Origin of the sequence: Mesorhizobium liriopis (assembly GCF_024053505.1) — a bacterium.
Lineage (GTDB): Bacteria > Pseudomonadota > Alphaproteobacteria > Rhizobiales > Rhizobiaceae > Mesorhizobium_B > Mesorhizobium_B liriopis.
On record NZ_JAMXQS010000002.1, the window covers coordinates 190,308 to 211,507 of the forward strand.

Here is a 21,200-nt window from a genome sequence, read left to right on the forward strand (position 1 = left end):
AATCCCATCTGGCCTCAATATACCTTTCAGAATGGTATCGGTTCCGTGAGGAGGGAGGCTCAGTCCGCTTTCGGCGTAGCCAGGCTCTGCAGGGTGGCGACCGGCGCGCCATTGATGGCACCCAGAAGCGCACGGGCGAGTTCGCGCCCCGCATGGCGGAAATCCTCGGGCACCACATGGATGGCCGAGCGGAACAGTTTCAGGATCGCGGTCGATTCCTTGGACACGAGATCGATGTCGCGGCCGACCACCAGCCCCGCATCCTCGATGCCGGCGACGAGCGCCAGCGTCGCGGCCCCCGCCGAACTCACCAGCCCGTCGGGCCGGTTGGGCCGTTCCATGAGCTTTCTGGCTTCCTCGCGGATGCCTGACACCGGGCTGTCGAGCGACACATGCGAGAAGGGCACTTCCACGCAGCCTGTTTCGCTCAGGCCCTCGAGAAAGCCGTCCCGCGTATGGTGGTGGTAGGACAGGTTGCGTCGTGGCGCGAGCAGCGCGAGCCGCTTGCGGCCCAGCCCTGCGAGTTTCTGCACGGCCTGGCGTGCGAAGGCGGCATTGTCGTAGTCGTGGAAGGGGTGCTCGATCCCGCTCGTGGTGCGGCCGTGGGTGGCGAACGGAAAGCGGCGCTCGGCCATGAAGCGCACGCGCGGGTCGTCGGGTTCGGTGCGCGAGATGATGATGCCGTCCGCAGACCCGGTCTCAAGCACGTAGCGCACCGGTTCCATCGGGTCGTTGGTGCCGGAATAGGGCGTGACGATCAGGTGATAGGGCGTCTTCGCGAGCACTTCCGAAATGCCGTAGATCACGTCGGACACGAAGCCGCCGATATATTCGTCGGTGTTGAGCACGAGGCTGATGACATTGGTCTTGCCCGTGCGCAGGCGGACGCCCGCGCGGTTGGGACGGTAGCCCACTTCGCGCGCGACGAGCTGCACGCGGCGTCGCGTTTCCTCGCCGATCTCGGGCGCATCCTTCAGCGCACGCGAAACGGTTGTGACGCCCAGGCCCGTCATGAAGGCGATGGTCTTGAGTGTCGGACGTTCGTTTTCCGCTTGGGTCTGCGCATCCATGGTCTTGATCGCGTCTTCGTCCCCTGACGGCTTTCTCCCTTGAAAGCGCGCTCACGCCTGCTTTTCGCAGAGTCTTCGCGGCACAGCAAGTCGCCTGAAACGTTTCAGATTTTGTTGCATGGCTCATTGAACCGAGCGCTGGAAGCTTCTCGCTTCCCCAGGTTCTCAACGTCACCCGGTTCGAGATAGTGCGGTGCAACGGTACTTTTGCTGCGCTGCGAAATCATTCGGCTGGCGAAGAAAATACCATTCGGGTGTCAGAAGTCGCTTGCGCGCGCAAAAATCCACAGCTAGCTTCGCCATCTGTAACGTTTCAGATCTGGGAGGAACAGGATGCGTTATCGGTTGGGCATGGCCGCGCTCGCGGGCTCGGTTGCCTTTTCCCTTTCACCGGCTTTCGCCACCGACCTCGAAGTCACCCACTGGTGGACATCCGGCGGCGAGGCCGCAGCCGTCGCCGAATTCGCCAAGGCGTTCGACGCCACCGGCAACAAGTGGATCGACGGCGCCATCGCCGGTTCCGGCGGCACGGCGCGGCCGATCATGGTCAGCCGCATCACCGGCGGCGACCCGATGGGCGCGACCCAGTTCAACCATGGCCGTCAGGCGGAGGAACTGGTGCAGGAAGGCCTGATGCGCGACCTGACCGACCTGGCCACCAAGGAAAAATGGGCCGAGGTGATCCGCCCCAAGAGCCTGCTCGACAACTGCACCATCGAGGGCAAGATCTACTGCGCGCCGGTCAACATCCATTCCTGGCAATGGCTGTGGCTGTCCAACAAGGCTTTCACGGATGCCGGCGTCGCCGTGCCGACCAACTGGGACGAGTTCGTCGCCGCAGCCCCCAAGCTGCGCGAAAAGAACATCATTCCGCTGGCTGTCGGCGGTCAGGGCTGGCAGGCGACCGGCGCGTTCGACACGATGCTTCTGGAGCTGGGCGGCAAGGACCTCTATCTCAAGATCTATCAGGACAAGGACTCGGAAGCCGCCGGGGGGCCTGAAGCCGCGAAGATCTTCAAGGCGGCGGATGATGCCCGCAAGCTGGCCAAGGGCTCCAATGTCCAGGACTGGAACCAGGCGACGAACCTCGTGATCACCGGCAAGGCCGGCGGCCAGATCATGGGCGACTGGGCGCAGGGCGAGTTCGCGGTCGCGGGCCTGAAAGCCGGCACCGACTATTCCTGCCTGCCGGGCTTGGGCGTTTCCAACCCGACACTGGCGACGGGCGGCGACGCCTTCTATTTCCCCGTGCTGAAGGACGAAGCCAAGTCGGCCGCACAGGAGGTGCTGGCCTCGACCATGCTGAAGCCTGAAGTCCAGGTCGCCTTCAACGCCAAGAAGGGCTCGCTCCCCGTGCGCGGCGACGTCGATGTCGGCTCCGTCAACGACTGCACCAGAAAGGGCCTCGACATCCTCGCCAAGCCCGACAGCGTGGTGAAGAGCACCGACGAACTCGCCTCCGCCGACACGCAGAAGCAGAAGGAGGACCTGTTCACGGAATTCTTCGCCAACGAATCGCTCACGGCGGAAGATGCGCAGAAGCGGTTCGCGGAGATCATTTCCTCGGCGGATTGAGTGAGCCTGCCGGTGTCGAGCACGACATCTCCAAGGTCAGGCACGGCGTCTCCGCTCCCCTCCCCCTTGTGGGGAGGGGTATGGGGTGGGGGTGACGGTGCCCACTAGGATCTGGCCTACAGCGATTAAGCGAGCACGGAAGTTGCGTGGCGACATGACCGAGGGCGAGACGCGCCTTTGGCATGAGCTCAAAGGCTTCCGCAGGCTTTATGGGATTCACGTTCGCAAGCAGGTGCCGATTGGCAGTTACGTGGTGGATTTTGCGATCCACGATCTGAAGCTGGTGATCGAAGTGGACGGTCAGCACCATCAGTTGCCGGAGCGCCAAGCTCGTGATGCCGAACGGGACGGTTGGCTGAATGCGCAAGGCTACCGCGTGCTTCGCTTCAACACCGGTGAATTATCGGCCTCCTTTGATGGCTGCATCGAGGAGATCCTGCGCGAAATCGGGGTGGATCAGCCTGGCGGAGACCTTACCCCCACCCCTAACCTGCCTTTCGCATGGCTCAAGGCGTTCGAAGCTCGAAAAGCCATCTCCATGGCTTTTCGCCGGCCCGAGTGCCGTCGCTCCTCACCCCCACAAGGGGGAGGGGAACGCCGCCGAGAGCTGCTCCCTCTCGAAGAGGAAGTCTGATGACCTCAACGACCCTCTCAACCACCCGACCCAAACGCCCCTCCCAGCTTTTCCGCAATCTCAGTGCGAAGCTGGCGTCGATCCCGATGATCCTCACGGCGCTGGTGATCTTTCTCGGCGGCACGGTCTGGACGGTCGTCTATTCCTTCACCTCCTCGCGCCTCCTGCCGCGCCTGCGCTGGGCGGGGCTCGAGCAGTATGAGCGGTTGTGGGCCACGCCGCGCTGGCTGGTTTCGATCGAGAACCTCCTCGTCTACGGCGTACTGTCGCTGATCTTCTCCTTCGTGATCGGCTTCGTGCTGGCAGCGCTCATGGACCAGAAGATCCGCTTCGAAAGCGCGTTTCGGACGATCTTTCTCTACCCCTTCGCGCTGTCCTTCGTGGTAACCGGCCTCGTCTGGCAGTGGCTGCTCAATCCGGAATTCGGCGTGCAGAACATCGTGCGCGAAATGGGCTGGACGAGTTTCACCTTCGATCCGCTCTACGACCAGAGCATCGTCATCTATGGCATCCTGATCGCCTCGCTGTGGCAGGGCACGGGGCTCGTGATGTGCTTGATGCTGGCGGGCCTGCGCGGCATCGACGAGGACATCTGGAAGGCTGCGCGCGTGGACGGCATTCCGATGTGGAAGACCTACCTTTTCATCGTCATTCCGATGATGCGGCCCGTCTTCATCACCACGCTGGTGATCGTCGCGAGCGGCATCGTGCGTGTCTACGACCTCGTCGTCGCCCAAACCTCGGGTGGGCCGGGCACGGCGTCCGAAGTGCCCGCGAAATACGTCTACGACTACATGTTCCAGGCGCAGAATCTGGGTCAGGGCTTCGCGGCCTCGACGGTGATGCTTCTGACGGTCGCCATCGTCGTCGTACCCTGGGCCTATCTCGAATTCGGGAGGCGCAAGCGTGTTTGAGAGCTTGTTTGAGGATATCCTTGGGTCGGTCCAACGGTCCTTTTCGCTGCTCGCTTCGTTGCCGAGCCTCGCCGATGCCACAGCATCGTCTGCGTTCGGCGCCTCGCGAAGCAACAAAAATTCCTCGCTAGCCCTCCGCCAATGAATCCTCAAATAAGCTCTAACCCCGCGACCCTTGCCACGACCGTGGCCGGCATGGATGCGGTCGCCGATCGTGTGCGCCCCGGCGTCGAAGCGGGCCCGCGCGGGAGCCGCCGCCGCTCGGCGCTTTCAACGCGCAACGTCGTGATCTACGGTGTGCTTTCGGTGGTGGCGATCTACTATCTGATCCCGCTTTACGTGATGGTGGTGACCTCGCTGAAGGGCATGCCCGAGATCAGGCTCGGCAACATCTTCGCTCCCCCCATGGAGATCACTTTCGAGCCCTGGGCCAAGGCCTGGGCGTCGGCCTGCACGGGCCTCAACTGCGACGGGCTTTCGCGCGGCTTCTGGAACTCGGTGCGCATCACCGTGCCGTCGACGATCCTGTCGATCCTGATCGCCTCGATCAACGGTTATGCACTCGCCAACTGGCGCTTCAAGGGCGGCGAGCTGTTCTTCACGATCCTGATCGTGGGCGCCTTCATTCCCTATCAGGTGATGATCTATCCGATCGTGATCATCCTGCGCGAGATGGGCATCTATGGCACGCTCACGGGGCTGACCATCGTGCACACCATCTTCGGCATGCCGATCCTCACCCTTCTCTTCCGCAACTATTTCGCCTCCGTGCCGGAAGAACTCTTCAAGGCCGCACGCGTCGATGGCGCGGGGTTCTGGGGCATCTACTGGAAGATCATGCTGCCGATGAGCCTGCCGATCTTCGTGGTGGCGCTGATCCTGCAGGTGACGGGCATCTGGAACGACTTCCTGTTCGGCGTCGTCTACACGCGCCCCGACACCTATCCGATGACGGTCCAGCTCAACAACATCGTCAACTCGGTGCAGGGCGTGAAGGAATACAACGTCAACATGGCCGCGACCATCCTCACGGGGCTGGTGCCGCTCGTCATCTACTTCGTTTCCGGCAAGCTCTTCGTGCGCGGCATCGCCGCCGGCGCGGTGAAAGGCTGAGAGATCCCATGCTCATGACGCAAACCCGTTCCGCCCCTGTCGCCGCAATCACCGAGCCCTCCAGCGTCAGCGTGCGTGACCTGAGGCTCAGTTTCGGCTCGGTCTCCGTGTTGAGCGATCTCAACCTCGAAATCCGCGAGGGCGAGTTCCTGGTGCTGCTCGGGCCTTCCGGCTGCGGCAAGTCCACGCTGCTCAACTGCATCGCGGGTCTTCTCGACATTTCCGACGGGCAGATCTTCATCAAGGGAAAGAACGTCACCTGGGAGGAGCCCAAGGATCGCGGCATCGGCATGGTGTTCCAGTCCTATGCGCTCTATCCGCAGATGACGGTGAAGGGAAACCTGTCCTTCGGGTTGAAGAATGCCGGGCTGCCCAGGGACGAGATCGAGCGGCGCATCGCGCAAGCCGCCGAGATTTTGCAGATCGGCCCGCTTCTGGAGCGTCGCCCGGCCCAGCTTTCGGGCGGCCAGCGCCAGCGCGTCGCGATCGGCCGGGCGCTGGTGCGCGACGTGGACGTGTTTCTGTTCGACGAACCGCTGTCGAACCTCGACGCCAAGCTGCGCTCGGAACTGCGCGTCGAGATCAAGCGCCTGCACCAGCGGCTCGCCAACACCATGATCTATGTGACGCATGACCAGATCGAAGCCCTGACGCTCGCCGACCGCATCGCTGTGATGAAGAACGGCGTGATCCAGCAGCTCGATGCGCCGCAGGTGATCTATAACCGCCCGGTCAACCGTTATGTCGCGGGCTTTCTCGGCTCGCCGGGCATGAATTTCACCGATGGCGAAATCGCGCTGCGCGATGGCGCCGCTTTCTTCACCGCGCCCGGCATGGCGGTGCCGCTCCACAAATATCGCGCAAGCAAGGGCACCCTGCAGCCCGGCCCGGCCGTGTTCGGCATGCGCCCCGAGCATGTCGCGCTCAATGCCGGCGCGGACTGGCCGTTTTCAGCGCAGGGCCCTTGCGAGATCGTGGAGCCGATGGGCTCGGATTCGCTGATCTGGACGCAGATCGGCGGCCAGAGCTTTTCGGTGCGCGTCACGTCCGAGCGCGCACCTCAGCTGGGCGACATCGTGTCGGTCGGCTTCGATCCGATCAACGCCTCGATCTTCGACGCCGCTTCGGGCGAGCGTCTGTGAATTCATAGCAGAAGGTAATCATGATGGACTGGTCTTTTCAGCTCTACAGCGCGCGCAACTTCAAGCCTTGGAGCCAGGTCGTCGAAACGCTTGGGAAACTCGGCTACAGCCAAGTCGAGGGCTTCGGTGGCGTGTATGAAGACCCCGAGGGCTTCCGCGCGCTGCTCGACCGCAACGGGATCGCGATGCCGTCGGGCCATTTCGGCTTCGCGCAGTTGAACGACGATCTCGACGGGGCGCTGAGCATCGCCAAGACACTCGGCATGAAGCTCGTCGCCTGCCCCCATATCGACGTCGCCAGCCGGCCGACGGATGTGGAGGGCTGGAAGCGTTTCGGCGAGCAGCTGGGTGCCATCGGGAAACGCGTCGAGGCCGAGGGCTACCGCTTCGCCTGGCATAACCACGATTTCGAGTTCCAGGCGCTTGCCGACGGCTCGCTCCCGCAGACGCACCTTCTCGACGCCGCGCCCGATCTGGGCTGGGAGATGGATGTCGCCTGGGTCATCAAGGGTGGCGGCAGTGTCGATATGTGGATCGACAAATACGCCGACCGCATCGTGGCCGTCCATGTGAAGGACATCGCGAAAAACGGCGAGGGACTGGACGAGGACGGCTGGTCCGATGTCGGGCATGGCACGGTGGATTGGAAGGCGCTGGTGAGGAAGTTCAGGGAAAAGACGCCGGCTCAATATTTCATCATGGAGCAGGACAACCCGAACGATTTCGAGCGCTTCGCGCGCCGCTCCATCGAAACCGTCCAGGCATTCTGACAAGCATTTCAGGGTATCAAGACAATGGCAGACAAGCAGAAGGCACCGAAGGCGGCGAAGCCCGGTGCCCGGAACGGCAAGGTGCTCGGCGTCGGCGTGATCGGCGCGGGCAATATCTCCACGGCCTATTTCAGGCTCGCGCCGCTCTTTCGCGGGGTCGAGATGCGCGCCTGTGCGGATATCAACATGGCGGCGGCGCAAGCGCAGGCGGAGACGTTCGGCCTTCGCGCGCTTTCCGTGGACGAGCTTCTCGCCGACCCGGATATCGACATCGTGGTCAACCTGACCATCCCCGCCGTGCACTACGAGGTGTCCAAGAAAATCCTGGATGCGGGCAAGCATGTCTATTCCGAAAAGCCCTTCGTGCTTTCGGTCGAAGAAGGGCTGGACCTCAAGAAGCGCGCGGAAGCCGGCAATCTGCGCGTGGGCTCCGCGCCCGACACCTATCTCGGCGGCGCGCACCAGCAGGTCCGCGCGCTGATCGATAGCGGCGCGGTCGGCAAGATCACCAGCGGCACGGCCTTCGTGATGAGCCACGGCATGGAGCACTGGCATCCAAACCCCGACTTCTTCTTCCAGCCGGGCGCAGGCCCCGTGCTCGATGTCGGGCCTTACTATGTGGCGAACCTCATCCAGCTGATCGGCCCGGTGAAGCGGCTCGCGGCCTTCGCCACGACGCCCAAGACGGAGCGCACGATCCTGTCGCAGCCGCGCGCGGGCGAGAAGATTCCGGTCGGCACGCCGACCACGATCTCAGGCATTCTCGAATTTCATTCGGGTGCCGTGATCGCGCTCAACGCCTCGTGGGACGTGTGGAGCCATGGCCACGCGCCGATCGAGCTTTACGGTGAAGACGGCACGGTGTTCGTGCCCGACCCGAACTTCTTCGGCGGCGAGGTGTCGATCACCAAGGGCGACAAGCGGGTCAAGAAGCTGCCTAAATGGGAGCACCCGTTCTCGGTCCAGAACGACCGGCACAAGGAGGGCTTCTACGCCAATTACCGCACGGCGGGTCTGGCCGACATGGCGCTGGCGATCCTTGAAGGGCGGCCGCACCGCTGCTCGCTGGAATCGGCACTTCATGCGGTGGAGGTGATGACGGGGCTGTTGAAATCGGGCGAGACGGGACAGTTCGTGGAGCTGCAGACCACCTGCGAACGGCCGGCGGCGCTGGGCGTGAAGGAGGCGGAGGCGATGATGGTGCAGAAGGAGGGGAAGCGAAAGGCGGCGTGAGGGCAAGTCCTCTCCCCCCTTGAGGGGGAGATGTCACCGAAGGTGACAGAGGGGGTTGTCTCAGAAGGCACCGCATGAAGCTGCGTCCCACGCTGCCGTGATGACCCCACCCCCGGCCTTTGGCCGGACCCTCCCCTCAAGGGGGAGGGAGGCCTCGCGCACGCGCCTCGAATCCTGCTAACCCCCGCTCACACCTCTCCAACCACCGAGCCTCGTCATGCCCTACACCCCCGCTGAAAACCGCTACGCCCGCATGCCTTACAACCGCTGCGGGCGGTCCGGCCTCAAGCTTCCCGCCATCTCCTTCGGTCTGTGGCACAATTTCGGCCACACCACCCCGCACGAGACCAAGCGCGACCTGTGCCGCACGGCCTTCGATCTGGGCATCACCCATTTCGATCTCGCCAACAATTACGGGCCGCCTCCGGGCACGGCCGAGGAGGCGTTCGGCGAAATCCTGCGCACCGATTTCGCGGGGCTGCGCGACGAACTGATCATCTCTTCCAAGGCCGGCTACGACATGTGGCCGGGGCCTTATGGCGAGTGGGGTAGCCGGAAATATCTGATCGCCTCGCTCGACCAGAGCCTGAAGCGGATGGGTATCCCTTATGTCGACATCTTCTATTCCCACCGCTTCGACCCCGACACGCCGCTCGAGGAAACCTGCGGCGCGCTGGATTATGCGGTGCGCTCGGGCCGCGCGCTTTATGTCGGCATCTCGTCCTACAACTCGCAGCGCACGCGCGAGGCGGCAAAGATCCTGAAGGCGCTCGGCACGCCGCTTCTGATCCACCAGCCGTCCTATTCGCTGGTCAATCGCTGGATCGAGGAAGACGGGCTGCTCGACACGCTCGACGAAGTGGGCGCGGGCTCGATCGTGTTCTCGCCGCTCGCGCAAGGGCTCTTGACCGACAAATACCTGACCGGCGTGCCGGAAGGCAGCCGCGCCACGGAAAACCACTTCTTCAGGCGCTCCTTCCTGAGCCCCGAAACGCTCGAAAAGGTGCGGGGCCTGAACGCCATCGCGCAGGGGCGCGGCCAGACTTTGGCGCAGATGGCCATCGCCTGGGTGTTGCGCGGCGGCCGTGTGACGAGCGCGCTCGTGGGTGCGAGCCATGCGGAACAGCTGCGCGACGTGGCGGGCGCGGTGAACAATCTCGCCTTTTCCGACGACGAATTGAGCCGGATCGACACCTTTGCACGCGAGGCCAGCATCAATCTCTGGACCAAGTCGGCCGAACTGGAAAGCTGACCACAACAGGTTTGGACGCGAGGCCTTTCGGGAGAAAAGGCCTCGCGGTTCATGGAGGAGGAGCCATGACCACGATCCGCAACCCGATCCTGCGCGGCTTCAATCCCGACCCCTCGATCTGCCGGGTCGGCGAAGACTACTTCATCGCGACCTCCACCTTCGAGTGGTATCCGGGCGTGCAGATCCACCACTCGCGCGATCTGGCGAACTGGACGCTCCTCTGCCGCCCGCTTTCCCGCGCGGCCCAGCTCGACATGCGCGGCAATCCGGATTCGGGCGGCATCTGGGCGCCTTGCCTGTCTCACGCCGATGGGCTGTTCTGGCTGGTCTACACGGATGTGAAGCGGCTCGACGGCTCGTTCAAGGACGGCCACAACTACATCGTCACGGCCCCCAACATTTCCGGCCCGTGGTCGGACCCGATCTACGCCAATTCGAGCGGCTTCGACCCTTCGCTCTTTCATGACGATGACGGGCGCAAGTGGTTCGTGAACATGCTCTGGAACCACGTCTCGACGGGCGTCGGCGGCCAGCCGAAGCACCCCTCCTTCGCCGGCATCCTGCTTCAGGAATACGATCCGACAGCACGAAAGCTCGTCGGGCCGATCCGCAACATCTTTCGCGGCAGCGCGCACGGGCTGGTGGAAGGGCCCCATTTGTTCAAGCGCGAAGGCTGGTATTACCTGACCACTGCCGAGGGTGGCACGGGCTACGACCATGCGGTGACCATGGCGCGCTCGCGTGAGATCGCCGGGCCCTATGAGCTGCATCCCGACACGCACCTGATCACGTCGAAGGACGCGCCCGAGGCCGCCCTGCAGCGCGCCGGCCATGGGCAGATCGTGGAAACGCCGGATGGCGCGGTCTATCACACACATCTCTGCTCGCGCCCGCTGCCCGGCATGCGGCGCTCGCCATTGGGACGCGAAACGGCGATCCAGAAATGCGAATGGGGTGCCGATGGCTGGCTCCGGCTGGTCGGCAATGGGCCGGTTCCGCGCGAAACGGTGCCGGGGCTGGAGAAGAGTCCGGTTCCCGACAGTCCGAATCCGGCTAAGCTTTCGCGGCAAACATTCCAATCCGGCACGCTGCCGGAAGAATTCCAGTGGCTGCGCACGCCATATCCCGAGCGTATCTTCCGTCTCGGCGAGGGTGGCCTGACGCTGATTGGCCGCGAGTCGCTCGGTTCGTGGTTCGAGCAGGCGCTGGTGGCGCGGCGGCAGGAGCATTTTGCGTTTCGTGCCGAAACGGAGGTGCATTTCGCGCCCGACACCATCCAGCAGGCGGCGGGCCTCATCCACTACTACAACCGCGCCAAGCTGCATTTTATCGCGGTAGCCTACGACGAGACGCTCGGCCGTGTCCTCCAGATCATGTCCTGTCCCGCCGACTGGCCCGACTGCCGCCTGCGCTTTCCGCTCGATCCGCCCTTGCCCTTGCCGGGCGACGGCCCTGTGCGGCTGCGGATGGAGGTGGATGGGGCCGAGTTGCAGTTCTTCGTCGAGCGCGACGGCGCATGGCGGGCGGTCGGCCCGGTGCTCGATGCGAGCCTGATCTCGGACGAGGCGGGCACGCGCAACGAGCACGGCTCGTTCACGGGCGCATTCGTCGGAATGGCGGCGTTCGATACGAGTGGGGCGGGACGGGAAGCGCGGTTCGGGTGGTTCGCGTATGAGGGGCGGGATGGTTGAATGATGGTGGGCTCGGACTGAACCTGCCGTTCGTTGCCTCTTCTCGATCTGAAAGAGGTCGCATCCCCCTGAACCTTTCCGCTTCTCCGCCATTCCCCTGCGAACCTAAGCGGAACCCAGGATTGGCCCTATGTCTCACAACGCCAACCTCGCCAAAGGCGTGGTCGCAGGTTTCGCCGCGGGCTTGGTCGCCTCGCTCGCCATGGATCTTTTCCAGCGTGCGGCGAGCAGCCTGCAATCGGACGAGGGCGGCTCCGACGAGGATCCGGCGACGGTGAAGGCCGCGAATGCGGTGGCGCGACAGGCCACCGGCCGTTCCGTGCCGCGTTCCGCCAAGCCGGCGGCGGGCGAGGTGGTGCATTATGCGACGGGCGCGGGGCTCGGGGTTCTCTATGGCGGGCTGGCCGAGCTGGCGCCTGTCACCACGGCCGGGGCCGGCGCGGGATATGCGGTGGCGACTTGGGCCGCACTCGACGAAGGTGCCGTGCCCGCGCTCGGCTGGGGGCCGAAGGCGACCGAAACGCCGCTGAGCAGCCATGCCTATGGGCTCGCCTCGCATCTGATCTACGGCGTCACGCTGGAATTCGCCCGCAGACTGATCCGCGAAAGGCTCTGATGCCCTCGACAAGCCCATTGCGGGATCATGCCGCGGAACGGTTGTCCCGCTGCGAAAGGCCTAATGCCGATAATCCGATCCCTCGCCATCGAGAATGGCCTTGAGTTCGTCCAGATGCCTGTCGGCCTGTCCCGGATAGTTATCGGCTTCGTCGGCGACCTTGCGTGCCACCGCATCCGATAGCGTCCGCAAGGGGCGGCCGGTCCACAGGGCCTTGATGTAGGTCTCCGCCGCGCGCTCGAAGTAATACATGCGGTTGAAGGTGTCCGCGACCGTGTCGCCGATCACCAGCACCCCGTGATTGCCCATGATCATCACCTTGTGCTTCGGGTCCGCGAAGAGTTGGGCACAGCGCGCGCCTTCTTCCTCGAAGGCCATGCCGCCATAATGGTCGTCCACCACCGTGCGCTCGAAGAAGGTCGCGGTGTTCTGGTCGATGGGCGGTAGCGAGGAATCGGCCAGCGAGGCGAGCACGGTCGCGTGGATCGAATGCACATGCATCACGCAGCGCGCATGGGGCACGGCGCGATGGATCGCGCCATGAAGCCCCCAGGCGGTCGGGTCGGGCGCATCGGGACGGTCCATGGTGGCGGGATCGTCGGCGTCGATCAGCAACAGGTCGCTCGCCTTGATGCGGCTGAAATGGCTCTGATTGGGGTTCATCAGGAAACGCCGGCCGCTCTCGTCCACGGCGAGCGAGAAGTGGTTCGCGACCGCCTCGTGCATGTTGAGCCGTGCCGTCCAGCGAAAGGCGCAGGCGAGGTCCGTGCGCTCCTCGGTGAAGGGCAGGTTGCTTCGCATGTCCGGCTTCAACTGCGTGAGGCTCATGGTTCTTGTTCTCCGCTGTTCCCGCGAGCGAGTGTGACCGCCGGATCGCTCGCTCGCAAGCGAAACCCACGCTTTCTCTCCGCGCCACGCGCCCTAACTCCTTGCGCCAGACGCTTGAGGAAAATCCCATGGAATACCGCCTGCTCGGCCGCTCGGGCCTGAAGATCTCCACGCTCACGCTCGGCACGATGACCTTTGGCGGCGGGGGCAAGTTTTCGCAGGTCGGCTCGACCGGGCTCGACGAGGCACGGCGGCAGATCGATCTCTGTCTCGATCATGGCGTGAACCTGATCGACACGGCGGATGTCTATTCGACGGGTGTGTCCGAGGAGATCATCGGCGAGGCGCTGAACGGCAAGCGGCCCAAGAACGTGCTCCTCGCCACCAAGGCGCGGTTTCCGATGTCGGACGACGTGAACGACCGGGGCCTGTCGCGCCACCATCTGATCCGTGCCTGCGAAGACAGCTTGAAGCGGCTGCGCACCGATGTGATCGACCTTTATCAGGTCCATCAATGGGACGGGCAGACGCCGCTCGAAGAAACCATGGCGGCGCTCGACACGCTCGTGAACCACGGCAAGGTTCGCTACATCGGCTGCTCGAACTATTCCGGCTGGCACATCATGAAGGCGCTGGGCGTCTCGGTGCGCGAGCATCGGCATCGCTTCGTCAGCCAGCAGATCCACTACACGCTGGAAGCGCGCGAGGCGGAATACGAGCTTCTGCCGATCAGTCTCGACCAGGGCTTGGGCGTTCTGGTGTGGAGCCCGCTCGCCGGCGGGCTGCTCTCGGGCAAGCATCGGAGAAACAGCCAGGCGGAAGGCTCGCGGCAGCTGGCGGGCTGGACCGAGCCGCCGATCCGCGACGAGAACCGGCTCTGGAACATCGTGGATGTGCTGGTCGCCATCGCCGAGGCGCGCGGTGTGTCTGCCGCCCGCGTGGCGCTTGCCTGGCTGATCGGGCGTGAGGCGGTGACATCGGTCATCATCGGCGGGCGGACGTTCGAACAGATCGAGGACAATCTGGGCGCGGCCGAGCTTGCGCTGTCGGACGAGGAGCGGACGCAGCTCGATGCGGTCAGCGCGCCGCCGGTGCTTTACCCCTACTGGCACCAGGCGCAGACCGCGAGCGACCGGCTTTCGCCGGCCGACCTGTCGCTGTTGGGGCCGACGCTGGCGAAGCAGGGCTGAAATTTCCGCCATTCGGCCTTCGGATGGGACTGGCGGTCCTTTTCTACGCCAGCCCTCCGGAGGCCCCTGAGTCTAAGCCGAGCGGGAAAGGCTGATCGCGTCCAGCATTGCGGTTGTGGTCACCACTTGCGCGAACTCGGCGCGCAGCGTCGCGACATGGGCGCGGTGGATGTCCTGCGCGGCGATCGTGCCGCCATTTCCATCCGACAACGCGAAGCAGTCGCAGGCGTCTTCCACGAGAACCATGCGGAAGCCGAGATTGCTCCCCACGCGCACGGTGGTCGAAACGCACTGGTCGGTGGTGATGCCGAATACGACTACCGTGTCGATGTCGAGCCGGCGCAGGCGCAGTTCCAGGTCGGTGCCGATAAAGGCGGCATTGACGCTCTTGCCGACCACCGCCTCCTCGCCCTGCGGGCCGAAGCCGGGACGGAACGCGTTGCCGGGGTGATCGGGGCGCAGGGTCGAGCCGGGCTCGACGGAATCGTGGCGGACGTGGATGAGCGGGCGTCCGGTCTCGCGCCATGCCGCAAGGAGAGCAAGGCCGTTGCGATCGACCTCGGCGTTCCAGCGCGCGGGCCATGCGGGGTTGTCGAACGCTTGCTGCATGTCGATGGGGAGGAGAACGGCGCGGGACAGGTTCATGGGATGATGAAGCAGGGGTGGGGCGACGGGGGCAAGCAGCAGTTTGAAATTTGAGGAGGTGAATGGCGGCTGAGAGCAGAGAGTGGCGCGGGTGGAAACGTCATCCCCACTTTGTATCCCTCCCCATAAAAGGGAGGGAAGGCGTCCACGTTGCATTCGACTTCGAGGCTCGGCGCCTAGCGCGAAAGCTTAAACGCGGCGCTTATGTTCTCCTCCTCGTGGGGTGAGAAGCGACCGGTTTCGGGCCTGCGAACAGCCATGGAGATGGCTTTTCGAGCTTTGAACGCCTTGAGCCACAGGAAAGGCGGCGCGGCTAAGGGGTGGGGCCTCAGAACTCGGCGTACGAGGCATGCTCAGACCTCTGTCGGTTCAGATATATGCCAACGCTCAAAGCCAGTCGGTTCTCGGTTTTCCGGACTGAAAACCCTCACTTCTTCTCTGGCCGATCCTCCATCAGCTTCCGCCGCACGCGTTCCACTTCCTCGTCGCTCACCTCGACCGGCTGACTGGTGTCGTCGGGAATCCCACCACCCGTTTGGGCGATGGTTTCGTTGCGGGGGCGGTCGTTGAGGCCGGTGGTGATCTTGGCTTTCTCGTTCATGACAAAAGTCTCCTTCGGGAAGCGGCAACGCGGAGAGGGGGCTTTGGGTGCCATGAAGCAGGCTCAAACGAAAAGCGCCCCGTTCGGCACGGGGCGCTTTCCTGATTGAGGCTGCGGGTGCGAGACGCAACCCGCAGCCCGACGAGCACGGGGATCAGATTTCCATGTCGTCGAAACCGCCGCCATCGTCGAAGCCGCCCTGATCATAGGAAGCGTCCTGCGCTTCGGGCTGTTCGGCGGGCGTTTCGGCCGGGGTTTCAGCAGGCGTTTCCGCGGCTTGCGCTTCGTTGCCGTCGAACATGCCGGCAATCGCGTTGCCGAGCAGCACGCCGCCGGCCACGCCCATCGCGGTCTGCGCCGCACCCGCGAGGAAGCCGCCGCCCCCGGCACGCTGGCCGAAAGCACCGCCGCCCTGCGGGGCGTAACCCTGCTGGGCTGCGGCACCCTGCTGGCCCCATACACCGCCACCGGCGGCAGAGCTTACGCCGCCCACGCGCGGCACGGAGCCGGAGCGTGGGGAAGCCGAGCGGCTGCCGCCACCGAACAGGCTACCGAAGAGCCCGCCGCCGCCCGAAGGCTGCGGCTGCTGCGCTTCTTGTGCTTCCAGCTCCTCGATGCGGCGCTGGGCGGCTTCCAGAGCCTGTTCCTGCACGATGATGGTTTGCGCCATGTAATAGGGCGCGCCGGGCTGTTGCGCGATCTGCTGCGCGATGAAGTCTTCCGATTCCTTGTCGCGCGGCGGGGACTGCCGCTCGACCTGGGAAAGCTTGCCGAACAGGCCCTCGATCGCCTGAGCGTCGTTGCGGTCCATGGGTTGGCTCCTTTTCGTCTCGCCGGGGCTCGCGCTTACTCGCGCTCGCCCGTGAAGTTCAGCAGCAACGTGAAGATGTTGATGAAGTTCAGGTAGAGCGAAAGCGCGCCCCACACGGCCATCTTCTGCTGCGACTCGGCGTCGAAGTTCTCGGCATACTGTTCCTTGATGGTCTGCGTGTCCCAGGCGGTGAGGCCGAGGAACACCACGATGCCGATCACGGAAATCGCGAACTGCAGGGCGGACGAGCCGAGGAAGATGTTGACGATTGATGCGATCACCACGCCGATCAGGCCCATGATCAGGAACGACGAGAAGCGGGTCAGGTCGGTCTTGGTCGTGTAGCCGTAGAGGCTCATCGCGCCGAACATGGAGGCGGCGATGAAGAAGGTGCGCGCGATCGAGGTTCCGGTGAAGACCAGGAACACGGAAGCGAGCGACAGGCCCATCACCGCGCAGAACGCCCAGAACATGCCCTGCGCGCCCGATGCCGACATGGACTGCAGGCGGAACGAGAAGAAGAACACGAAGGCGAGCGGCGCGAGCATCACCACATAGCGCAGCGGCGACTGGAAGAGCGGCACGTAAAGGGCCGGCACCGACGACACGGCGAAGGCGACCAGGCCGGTAACCACGAGGCCGAGCGCCATGTAGTTGTAGACGCGCAGCATATGCTGGCGCAGGCCCTCGTCGAAGATGGCGGCCGAGCGCTGGCCGAAGCCGGCATGCTGGCCGAATTGGGGGTTGGACATCCTTAAACTCCTTCAGGGATCAGTGGATTTTTGCGGATCAGAGGCAGTCATGGGCGGGAGGCATGCCTTGTGCCGCCCGTCTCGAATTGCCGGGTAGGAGCCGGGCGCCGGCCGTAGCGGTGCACCGGACAAGCCCGGCGATGCCCTCCGGCAGTCCGGAACGGGTGGCCCGGAGGGTCGGATCAGGGAAGCCGAGCGCATCGCCGGCAGCCTGTGCTGCTCTGATCCGACACAAGGCGTGCTTCCTGCTCATGACTGCCTCCTAATAGAGGCTTCGCGCCAGCTCGGCCGCGGCGCGGTCGAGGGCTTGGGCGTCGCCATGGGAAACCAGCGCATAGGCGACCTCGCCGACCTGGAAATAGGCGGCGGACGCGCCCTCGCCGGGCACGAGCGTGGGCTTCACCACATCGAATGTGCCGGGCCGCACCGCAAACAGCGAAAGCTGCCCGAAACTCTTGGATTGGGCCTGCAGCTCGACGCTCGGCCCGAAGCGCGACGGATAGACCTGCACGTCGCGCACGCGCCAATCGGCCGGCAGGGTCGGCATGGTGATCGCGGTCGCCGAGCGGATCTCCGCCGGATCGTAGCCCTGGGAAACCGGCTGCGAATGCATGGACGCGCGCAGCACCGAGGTGCCATGCGCCTGCACCGCGTCCTCGACATAGGCCGGCGGCGGCACTGACGCGACCACGGGGCCGACCAAGGGGCCCGCCGCATCGTTGAGCATCCAGCCGGCACCGACCAGAACCGCGACTGCCGCCGCGCGTTGGAACAGGGAGAGCACCCGGCCGCGACGAAGGCCGCGTTCGAGGCGCCGCGCGGCTTCCGTGGTGGAGGGCCGCGCGCCGGGCTGGGGCACCGCAAGGGCCAAGCGCAGCTCGTCGCGGTTGCGCAGGTCCGACATCACGCGTGCGGCCTCTTCCGGCCTTGCCGCGAGATGGGCTTCCACCGCGATGCGGCGAGCGGCATCCAGCTGGTCGTCCACATAAGCGTCGAGATCGGCCTGGACGACCGGATCGGCACTGTCCGTCATGAAAGGTCTCCAGGCTGGTTGCTGCCGCCGACGACGCGCAGATGGGCGGGCCGCACGCGGCCTTCGCTTTCCATGTCGCGAAGGGCCGAGCGGGCGCGGGCGATACGCGACATCAGCGTGCCCTGCGCAATGTTGAGAGCGTGTGCCGCTTCCTCGTAGGACAAGCCTTCGATCGCCACGAGATGAAGGGCCGCGCGCTGCTCTTCCGGCAATGAAAGAAACGCGTCGCGAACCTGGGAGAGGCGCACGGCGTGTTCCTGCGGGGCGTCGAGATGCGTGTGGCTCAACTCGCGCGCGGCGTCCTCGCGCACCGTTTCTGCCTTGCGGCTGCGGGCGCGGTCGATGAAGGTGTTGTGCAGGATCGACAGGAGCCAGGGACGAAGCGAGCCGCTCGCACGAAACGTGCCGCGCTTTTCATAGGCCCGCACCAGCGCGTCCTGCACCAGATCCTCGGCGTCCGTCCCGTCGCGCGTCAGCGAACGCGCGTAGCGCCGAAGCGCGCCGAGCTGTCCGATCACGTCGAAAGGGGACCGTTTGGGGTTCATGCTGCGTATACGGAGCGGGCCCGCGATTTATTCCCGCGCGTCCGCGATTTTTCTTCAGCGGCTGTCGGGGGAGTGAAAGTTCGGGTTTCGGACTGACGCATAAGGCAAAACGTGCGTATGGCGCGGCCTGGAAGCAAGCCCGGCGCGAGCATCGGGCTTTAAGGCCATCCGCACCAGTCTTTCATATCTTTGCAGGAGCCGCAGGGCATGACCCCGCGCCACGCCGTTTTCGCCGCCTTCGTGCCCTTCGGCATCGGCTTCGGCATGTGGGCCGGCACGATCGCGCGTGTCGCGGCGCGCTCGGACATCTCGGCGCAGATGCTGGGCTTCGCCATCACCGGTTTCATCGCAGCGGCGCTTTCCGGCACGGCGCTGGGCGGCATGCTTTCGCGACATTTCACGGTGAAGACGATCCTGCTCGGCGCCATCGCGGCTTGTGCCGTCAGCCTGTCGCTCCTGATGCAGGCCGACGAGCCGTTTTCCTTTCTTTTCGGCCTGATCGTCTACGGCGTGATCAACGGCATCTATGATGGTGCGATGAATGCGGAAGGCACGACGGTGGAAGTCGATTGCGGCCGGCCGATCCTGCTCGGCTTTCATGCCGCCGCATCCTGCGCGGCCGGGCTGGCCGCGATCGTCGGCTCCTATGTGGCGGTCAATGTCGGAACGGAAGCGACCGCGGGTATCGTCGTTTGCGGCTACGCGCTGGGCGCGCTCGGCGTGTGGCGCGGCACACCCGCACGGGTGGTCGCCATTCGCGATGCCGAACAGAAGAACCAGCCGCGCCGGTTCCAGCGCCCGATCCTGCTGCTGGGCATCGTGGTCGGCATCGTGATCGCGGGCGAAACGGTGACGGCGATGTTTTCGGCTCCGGCCCTCGTGGCGCAGGCGCCCGATCTCGCGGCCTATGCCGGCTTCGGTGCCACCGCCTTCGCGCTCTGCCAGGCGCTGGTGCGCGCGTTTGCCGACACGTTGCGCCGCCGCTTCGGCGATCTGCGGATCATGGAACTCTCGCTGGTGGTGGCGACGCTGGGCTTTCTCGTGGTTTCCTTCAGCGGCTCGTTCACCCAGAGCGCCCTGGGCTTCGCGCTGGTGGGTCTGGGCTCGGCCTGCCTCGTGCCTTGCGGCTTCTCGCTTGCACCCGCTTATTCGCGCGTGGCAGCCGCCCAGGCGCTTGGTCTATTGGCGCTGATCACCGCGCTCCCCCGCATCCCCGCGCCCCTGGCGTTCGGAGATCTGGCCGAACGCATCTCCTATCCGGCGGCCTTCGCGCTCAACGCCGTGCTGTTCTGCGTGGCGTTCGGCGTGCTCAAGCAACTGAAGCGTTTGCCGCTGCCCGAAGCGATGAAAGGGTGATAGGCAAGGACGCCCTGCTTGTTTATCGATCGATGATGGAGCGCGCCTCTCATGACCATCATCATTCGATCTGAAGAGCTCCAGGACGAGAGCAGTATTCGGGCGATCACCGAGGCCGCCTTTAAAGGGGTGGCGTATAGCGCCGGCACCGAAGGCCTGATCGTCGATGGCCTGCGCGCCGCGAATGCGTTGACGGTCTCTCTTGTCGCCGTCGAGGATGGCGAACTGGTGGGCCATGTTGCCTTTTCACCTGTCGCCATCGATGGCGCGGATTTCGGCTGGTTCGGGCTTGGCCCCGTTTCCGTTCGCCCCGATCGGCAAGGCCAAGGCATCGGTGGCCGTCTCATCCAAGAAGGTCTCGACCGGTTGAGAGCGCTTGGCGCGAAGGGGTGCGTCCTGCTGGGTGACCCAGGCTATTACGGGCGGTTCGGTTTCGAAACGGATGCCGCACTGCGCTATGAGGGCGCGCCGCCGGAATACTTCATGCGGCTTTCGCTGAAGGGTCCCGCACCGCAGGGCACTGTGACGTTCCACGAGGCATTCGACGCCAGTTGAAGCCTAGCGCCGCCCCCTCGTCGGTGCATGGAAATCCGGGGGCTTCCTGGCGATCCAGCCGAGGAATTTCTGCATTAGCGGCTCGGCGGAGGGGAGCTTGTCGTCGTCGGCCAGCCGCGCGAGTTCGTGGTTGGTGAAGGTTGCGTGCAAAGCGCGGTGGCAGATGGGGTGGACGGGCACGGTTTCGCGGCCGCCGCGGCTTTTGGGCTTGGGGTGGTGCCACTCGACGCGCGAGCCCAGGGGCCGCGCACAGAGCCAGCAGGGTTGGAGTTCGCCTTCGGCTTTTTCGGAGCGTCTTGCCATGGCGCGAATATAGGGTGCCGCCCGTTCCGCTTCAGCTTGCGCGGCGGGTTCGCGACTGCAGGATTTCGTGAAGCGAGACGGGCTTCAGGCCCATCGGATCGACGCCCACATCGTATTGGCGCGTCTGCGGCTTCAGCCGGCCGTGCGAGTGGCCGTGCAAATTGACCGATTTGCGACCCATGCCGTTCCAGGTGCGAAAGGGGTAGTGGCAAAGCACGAGCACCGTGCCGTCCACGACGAGTTCGCGATAGTGCTGGACGGATTCCCATTGCGGTGCGTTGACGGTGGCCAAGTCGTCATTGTTGCCGATCATCAGATGCTTGCGGCCGTTCAGGCGTGAAAGCAGCGTTTCCGCATGGCCTGGGCGAACGGAGCGGCAGAAATCGCCGAGATGCCACACCTCGTCTTCCGCGCCGACAGTTCCGTTCCAGTTGTCGATCAGCGCGTCGTCGTGCTCGGAAAGCGTGGAAAAGGGGCGGCGGTCGATGCGCAGGACGCGCGGGTCGGAAAAATGGGTGTCGCTGGAAAAGAAGATCATCAGGGCGCTGAACCGACATGCGCCGTGACAGGT

Annotated in this window: 23 protein-coding genes; 13 read left to right on the top strand and 10 right to left on the bottom strand. The window is 64.6% G+C overall.

Annotation, left to right across the window (positions count from 1 at the left end; genetic code table 11):
- Nucleotides 1-59: 59 nt before the first annotated feature.
- Complete coding sequence (locus NGM99_RS03935; RefSeq protein WP_252816214.1) at nucleotides 60-1,070, bottom strand: LacI family transcriptional regulator; 1,011 nt, start codon at nucleotides 1,068-1,070, stop codon at nucleotides 60-62.
- A 333-nt stretch (nucleotides 1,071-1,403) separates the two neighbouring features.
- Here NGM99_RS03935 and NGM99_RS03940 point away from each other — a divergent pair, with 333 nt between their 5' ends.
- The 10 genes from NGM99_RS03940 to NGM99_RS03985 all read left to right on the top strand — a co-directional run bounded on the left by NGM99_RS03940 (nucleotide 1,404) and on the right by NGM99_RS03985 (nucleotide 12,010).
- Complete coding sequence (locus tag NGM99_RS03940) at nucleotides 1,404-2,645, top strand: ABC transporter substrate-binding protein (protein ID WP_252816216.1); 1,242 nt, start codon at nucleotides 1,404-1,406, stop codon at nucleotides 2,643-2,645.
- 97 nt (nucleotides 2,646-2,742) lie between these two features.
- On the top strand, nucleotides 2,743-3,279 hold the full coding sequence (locus NGM99_RS03945; protein WP_353937378.1) for an endonuclease domain-containing protein: 537 nt from the start codon (nucleotides 2,743-2,745) through the stop codon (nucleotides 3,277-3,279).
- Complete coding sequence (locus NGM99_RS03950) at nucleotides 3,279-4,193, top strand: carbohydrate ABC transporter permease (protein ID WP_252816220.1); 915 nt, start codon at nucleotides 3,279-3,281, stop codon at nucleotides 4,191-4,193. Before NGM99_RS03945 ends, NGM99_RS03950 begins: the two co-directional genes overlap by 1 nt.
- Before the next feature lie 195 nt (nucleotides 4,194-4,388).
- On the top strand, nucleotides 4,389-5,306 hold the full coding sequence (locus tag NGM99_RS03955; protein ID WP_252816221.1) for a carbohydrate ABC transporter permease: 918 nt from the start codon (nucleotides 4,389-4,391) through the stop codon (nucleotides 5,304-5,306).
- Nucleotides 5,307-5,320: 14 nt separating this feature from the next.
- Complete coding sequence (locus NGM99_RS03960; protein WP_252816222.1) at nucleotides 5,321-6,448, top strand: ABC transporter ATP-binding protein; 1,128 nt, start codon at nucleotides 5,321-5,323, stop codon at nucleotides 6,446-6,448.
- 23 nt (nucleotides 6,449-6,471) lie between these two features.
- Complete coding sequence (locus NGM99_RS03965) at nucleotides 6,472-7,218, top strand: sugar phosphate isomerase/epimerase family protein (RefSeq protein WP_252816901.1); 747 nt, start codon at nucleotides 6,472-6,474, stop codon at nucleotides 7,216-7,218.
- Nucleotides 7,219-7,242: 24 nt separating this feature from the next.
- Nucleotides 7,243-8,451, top strand: a complete 1,209-nt coding sequence (locus tag NGM99_RS03970) for a Gfo/Idh/MocA family protein (RefSeq protein WP_252816224.1) — start codon at nucleotides 7,243-7,245, stop codon at nucleotides 8,449-8,451.
- Nucleotides 8,452-8,668: 217 nt separating this feature from the next.
- Nucleotides 8,669-9,703 (top strand): L-glyceraldehyde 3-phosphate reductase, encoded by a 1,035-nt coding sequence (mgrA, locus tag NGM99_RS03975; RefSeq protein ID WP_252816226.1) that lies wholly within the window; start codon nucleotides 8,669-8,671, stop codon nucleotides 9,701-9,703.
- A 65-nt stretch (nucleotides 9,704-9,768) separates the two neighbouring features.
- Nucleotides 9,769-11,394 carry a glycoside hydrolase family 43 protein gene (locus NGM99_RS03980; RefSeq protein ID WP_252816228.1) on the top strand — a complete coding sequence of 542 codons (1,626 nt, stop codon included), beginning with the start codon at nucleotides 9,769-9,771 and terminating at the stop codon, nucleotides 11,392-11,394.
- 130 nt (nucleotides 11,395-11,524) lie between these two features.
- Complete coding sequence (locus NGM99_RS03985) at nucleotides 11,525-12,010, top strand: DUF1440 domain-containing protein (protein WP_252816230.1); 486 nt, start codon at nucleotides 11,525-11,527, stop codon at nucleotides 12,008-12,010.
- A gap of 60 nt (nucleotides 12,011-12,070) precedes the next feature.
- Here the strand turns inward: NGM99_RS03985 and NGM99_RS03990 are convergent, their stop codons facing one another.
- Nucleotides 12,071-12,838, bottom strand: a complete 768-nt coding sequence (locus NGM99_RS03990; RefSeq protein WP_252816233.1) for a class II aldolase and adducin N-terminal domain-containing protein — start codon at nucleotides 12,836-12,838, stop codon at nucleotides 12,071-12,073.
- A gap of 128 nt (nucleotides 12,839-12,966) precedes the next feature.
- On the opposite strand from NGM99_RS03990, the gene NGM99_RS03995 reads away from it, so the two are divergent.
- Nucleotides 12,967-14,028 carry an aldo/keto reductase gene (locus tag NGM99_RS03995; RefSeq protein WP_252816235.1) on the top strand — a complete coding sequence of 354 codons (1,062 nt, stop codon included), beginning with the start codon at nucleotides 12,967-12,969 and terminating at the stop codon, nucleotides 14,026-14,028.
- A gap of 72 nt (nucleotides 14,029-14,100) precedes the next feature.
- On the opposite strand, the gene NGM99_RS04000 is transcribed toward NGM99_RS03995, so the two are convergent.
- The 6 genes from NGM99_RS04000 to NGM99_RS04025 form a co-directional block, all read right to left on the bottom strand.
- Nucleotides 14,101-14,673 (bottom strand): cysteine hydrolase family protein, encoded by a 573-nt coding sequence (locus NGM99_RS04000; RefSeq protein WP_252816237.1) that lies wholly within the window; start codon nucleotides 14,671-14,673, stop codon nucleotides 14,101-14,103.
- Nucleotides 14,674-15,100: 427 nt separating this feature from the next.
- Nucleotides 15,101-15,274, bottom strand: coding sequence for a hypothetical protein (locus NGM99_RS04005; RefSeq protein ID WP_252816239.1), 174 nt, complete (start codon nucleotides 15,272-15,274; stop codon nucleotides 15,101-15,103).
- Nucleotides 15,275-15,428: 154 nt separating this feature from the next.
- Nucleotides 15,429-16,085, bottom strand: a complete 657-nt coding sequence (locus NGM99_RS04010) for a DUF2076 domain-containing protein (RefSeq protein ID WP_252816241.1) — start codon at nucleotides 16,083-16,085, stop codon at nucleotides 15,429-15,431.
- Between the two features lie 35 nt (nucleotides 16,086-16,120).
- Complete coding sequence (locus NGM99_RS04015) at nucleotides 16,121-16,837, bottom strand: Bax inhibitor-1/YccA family protein (RefSeq protein WP_252816244.1); 717 nt, start codon at nucleotides 16,835-16,837, stop codon at nucleotides 16,121-16,123.
- A gap of 262 nt (nucleotides 16,838-17,099) precedes the next feature.
- The gene (locus NGM99_RS04020; RefSeq protein ID WP_252816246.1) at nucleotides 17,100-17,870 is read right to left on the bottom strand and encodes an anti-sigma factor family protein; all 771 of its coding nucleotides are present in this window, start codon (nucleotides 17,868-17,870) and stop codon (nucleotides 17,100-17,102) included.
- The gene (locus NGM99_RS04025) at nucleotides 17,867-18,415 is read right to left on the bottom strand and encodes a sigma-70 family RNA polymerase sigma factor (protein ID WP_252816248.1); all 549 of its coding nucleotides are present in this window, start codon (nucleotides 18,413-18,415) and stop codon (nucleotides 17,867-17,869) included. Before NGM99_RS04025 ends, NGM99_RS04020 begins: the two co-directional genes overlap by 4 nt.
- A gap of 207 nt (nucleotides 18,416-18,622) precedes the next feature.
- On the opposite strand from NGM99_RS04025, the gene NGM99_RS04030 reads away from it, so the two are divergent.
- Nucleotides 18,623-19,771: an MFS transporter gene (locus tag NGM99_RS04030; protein WP_252816250.1), complete on the top strand. Its 1,149-nt coding sequence runs from the start codon at nucleotides 18,623-18,625 to the stop codon at nucleotides 19,769-19,771.
- Nucleotides 19,772-19,828: 57 nt separating this feature from the next.
- Nucleotides 19,829-20,326 (top strand): GNAT family N-acetyltransferase, encoded by a 498-nt coding sequence (locus NGM99_RS04035; protein WP_252816903.1) that lies wholly within the window; start codon nucleotides 19,829-19,831, stop codon nucleotides 20,324-20,326.
- A 3-nt stretch (nucleotides 20,327-20,329) separates the two neighbouring features.
- On the opposite strand, the gene NGM99_RS04040 is transcribed toward NGM99_RS04035, so the two are convergent.
- On the bottom strand, nucleotides 20,330-20,629 hold the full coding sequence (locus NGM99_RS04040) for an HNH endonuclease (RefSeq protein ID WP_252816251.1): 300 nt from the start codon (nucleotides 20,627-20,629) through the stop codon (nucleotides 20,330-20,332).
- A gap of 31 nt (nucleotides 20,630-20,660) precedes the next feature.
- On the bottom strand, nucleotides 20,661-21,167 hold the full coding sequence (locus tag NGM99_RS04045; protein ID WP_252816252.1) for a hydrolase: 507 nt from the start codon (nucleotides 21,165-21,167) through the stop codon (nucleotides 20,661-20,663).
- Nucleotides 21,168-21,200 lie beyond the last annotated feature (33 nt).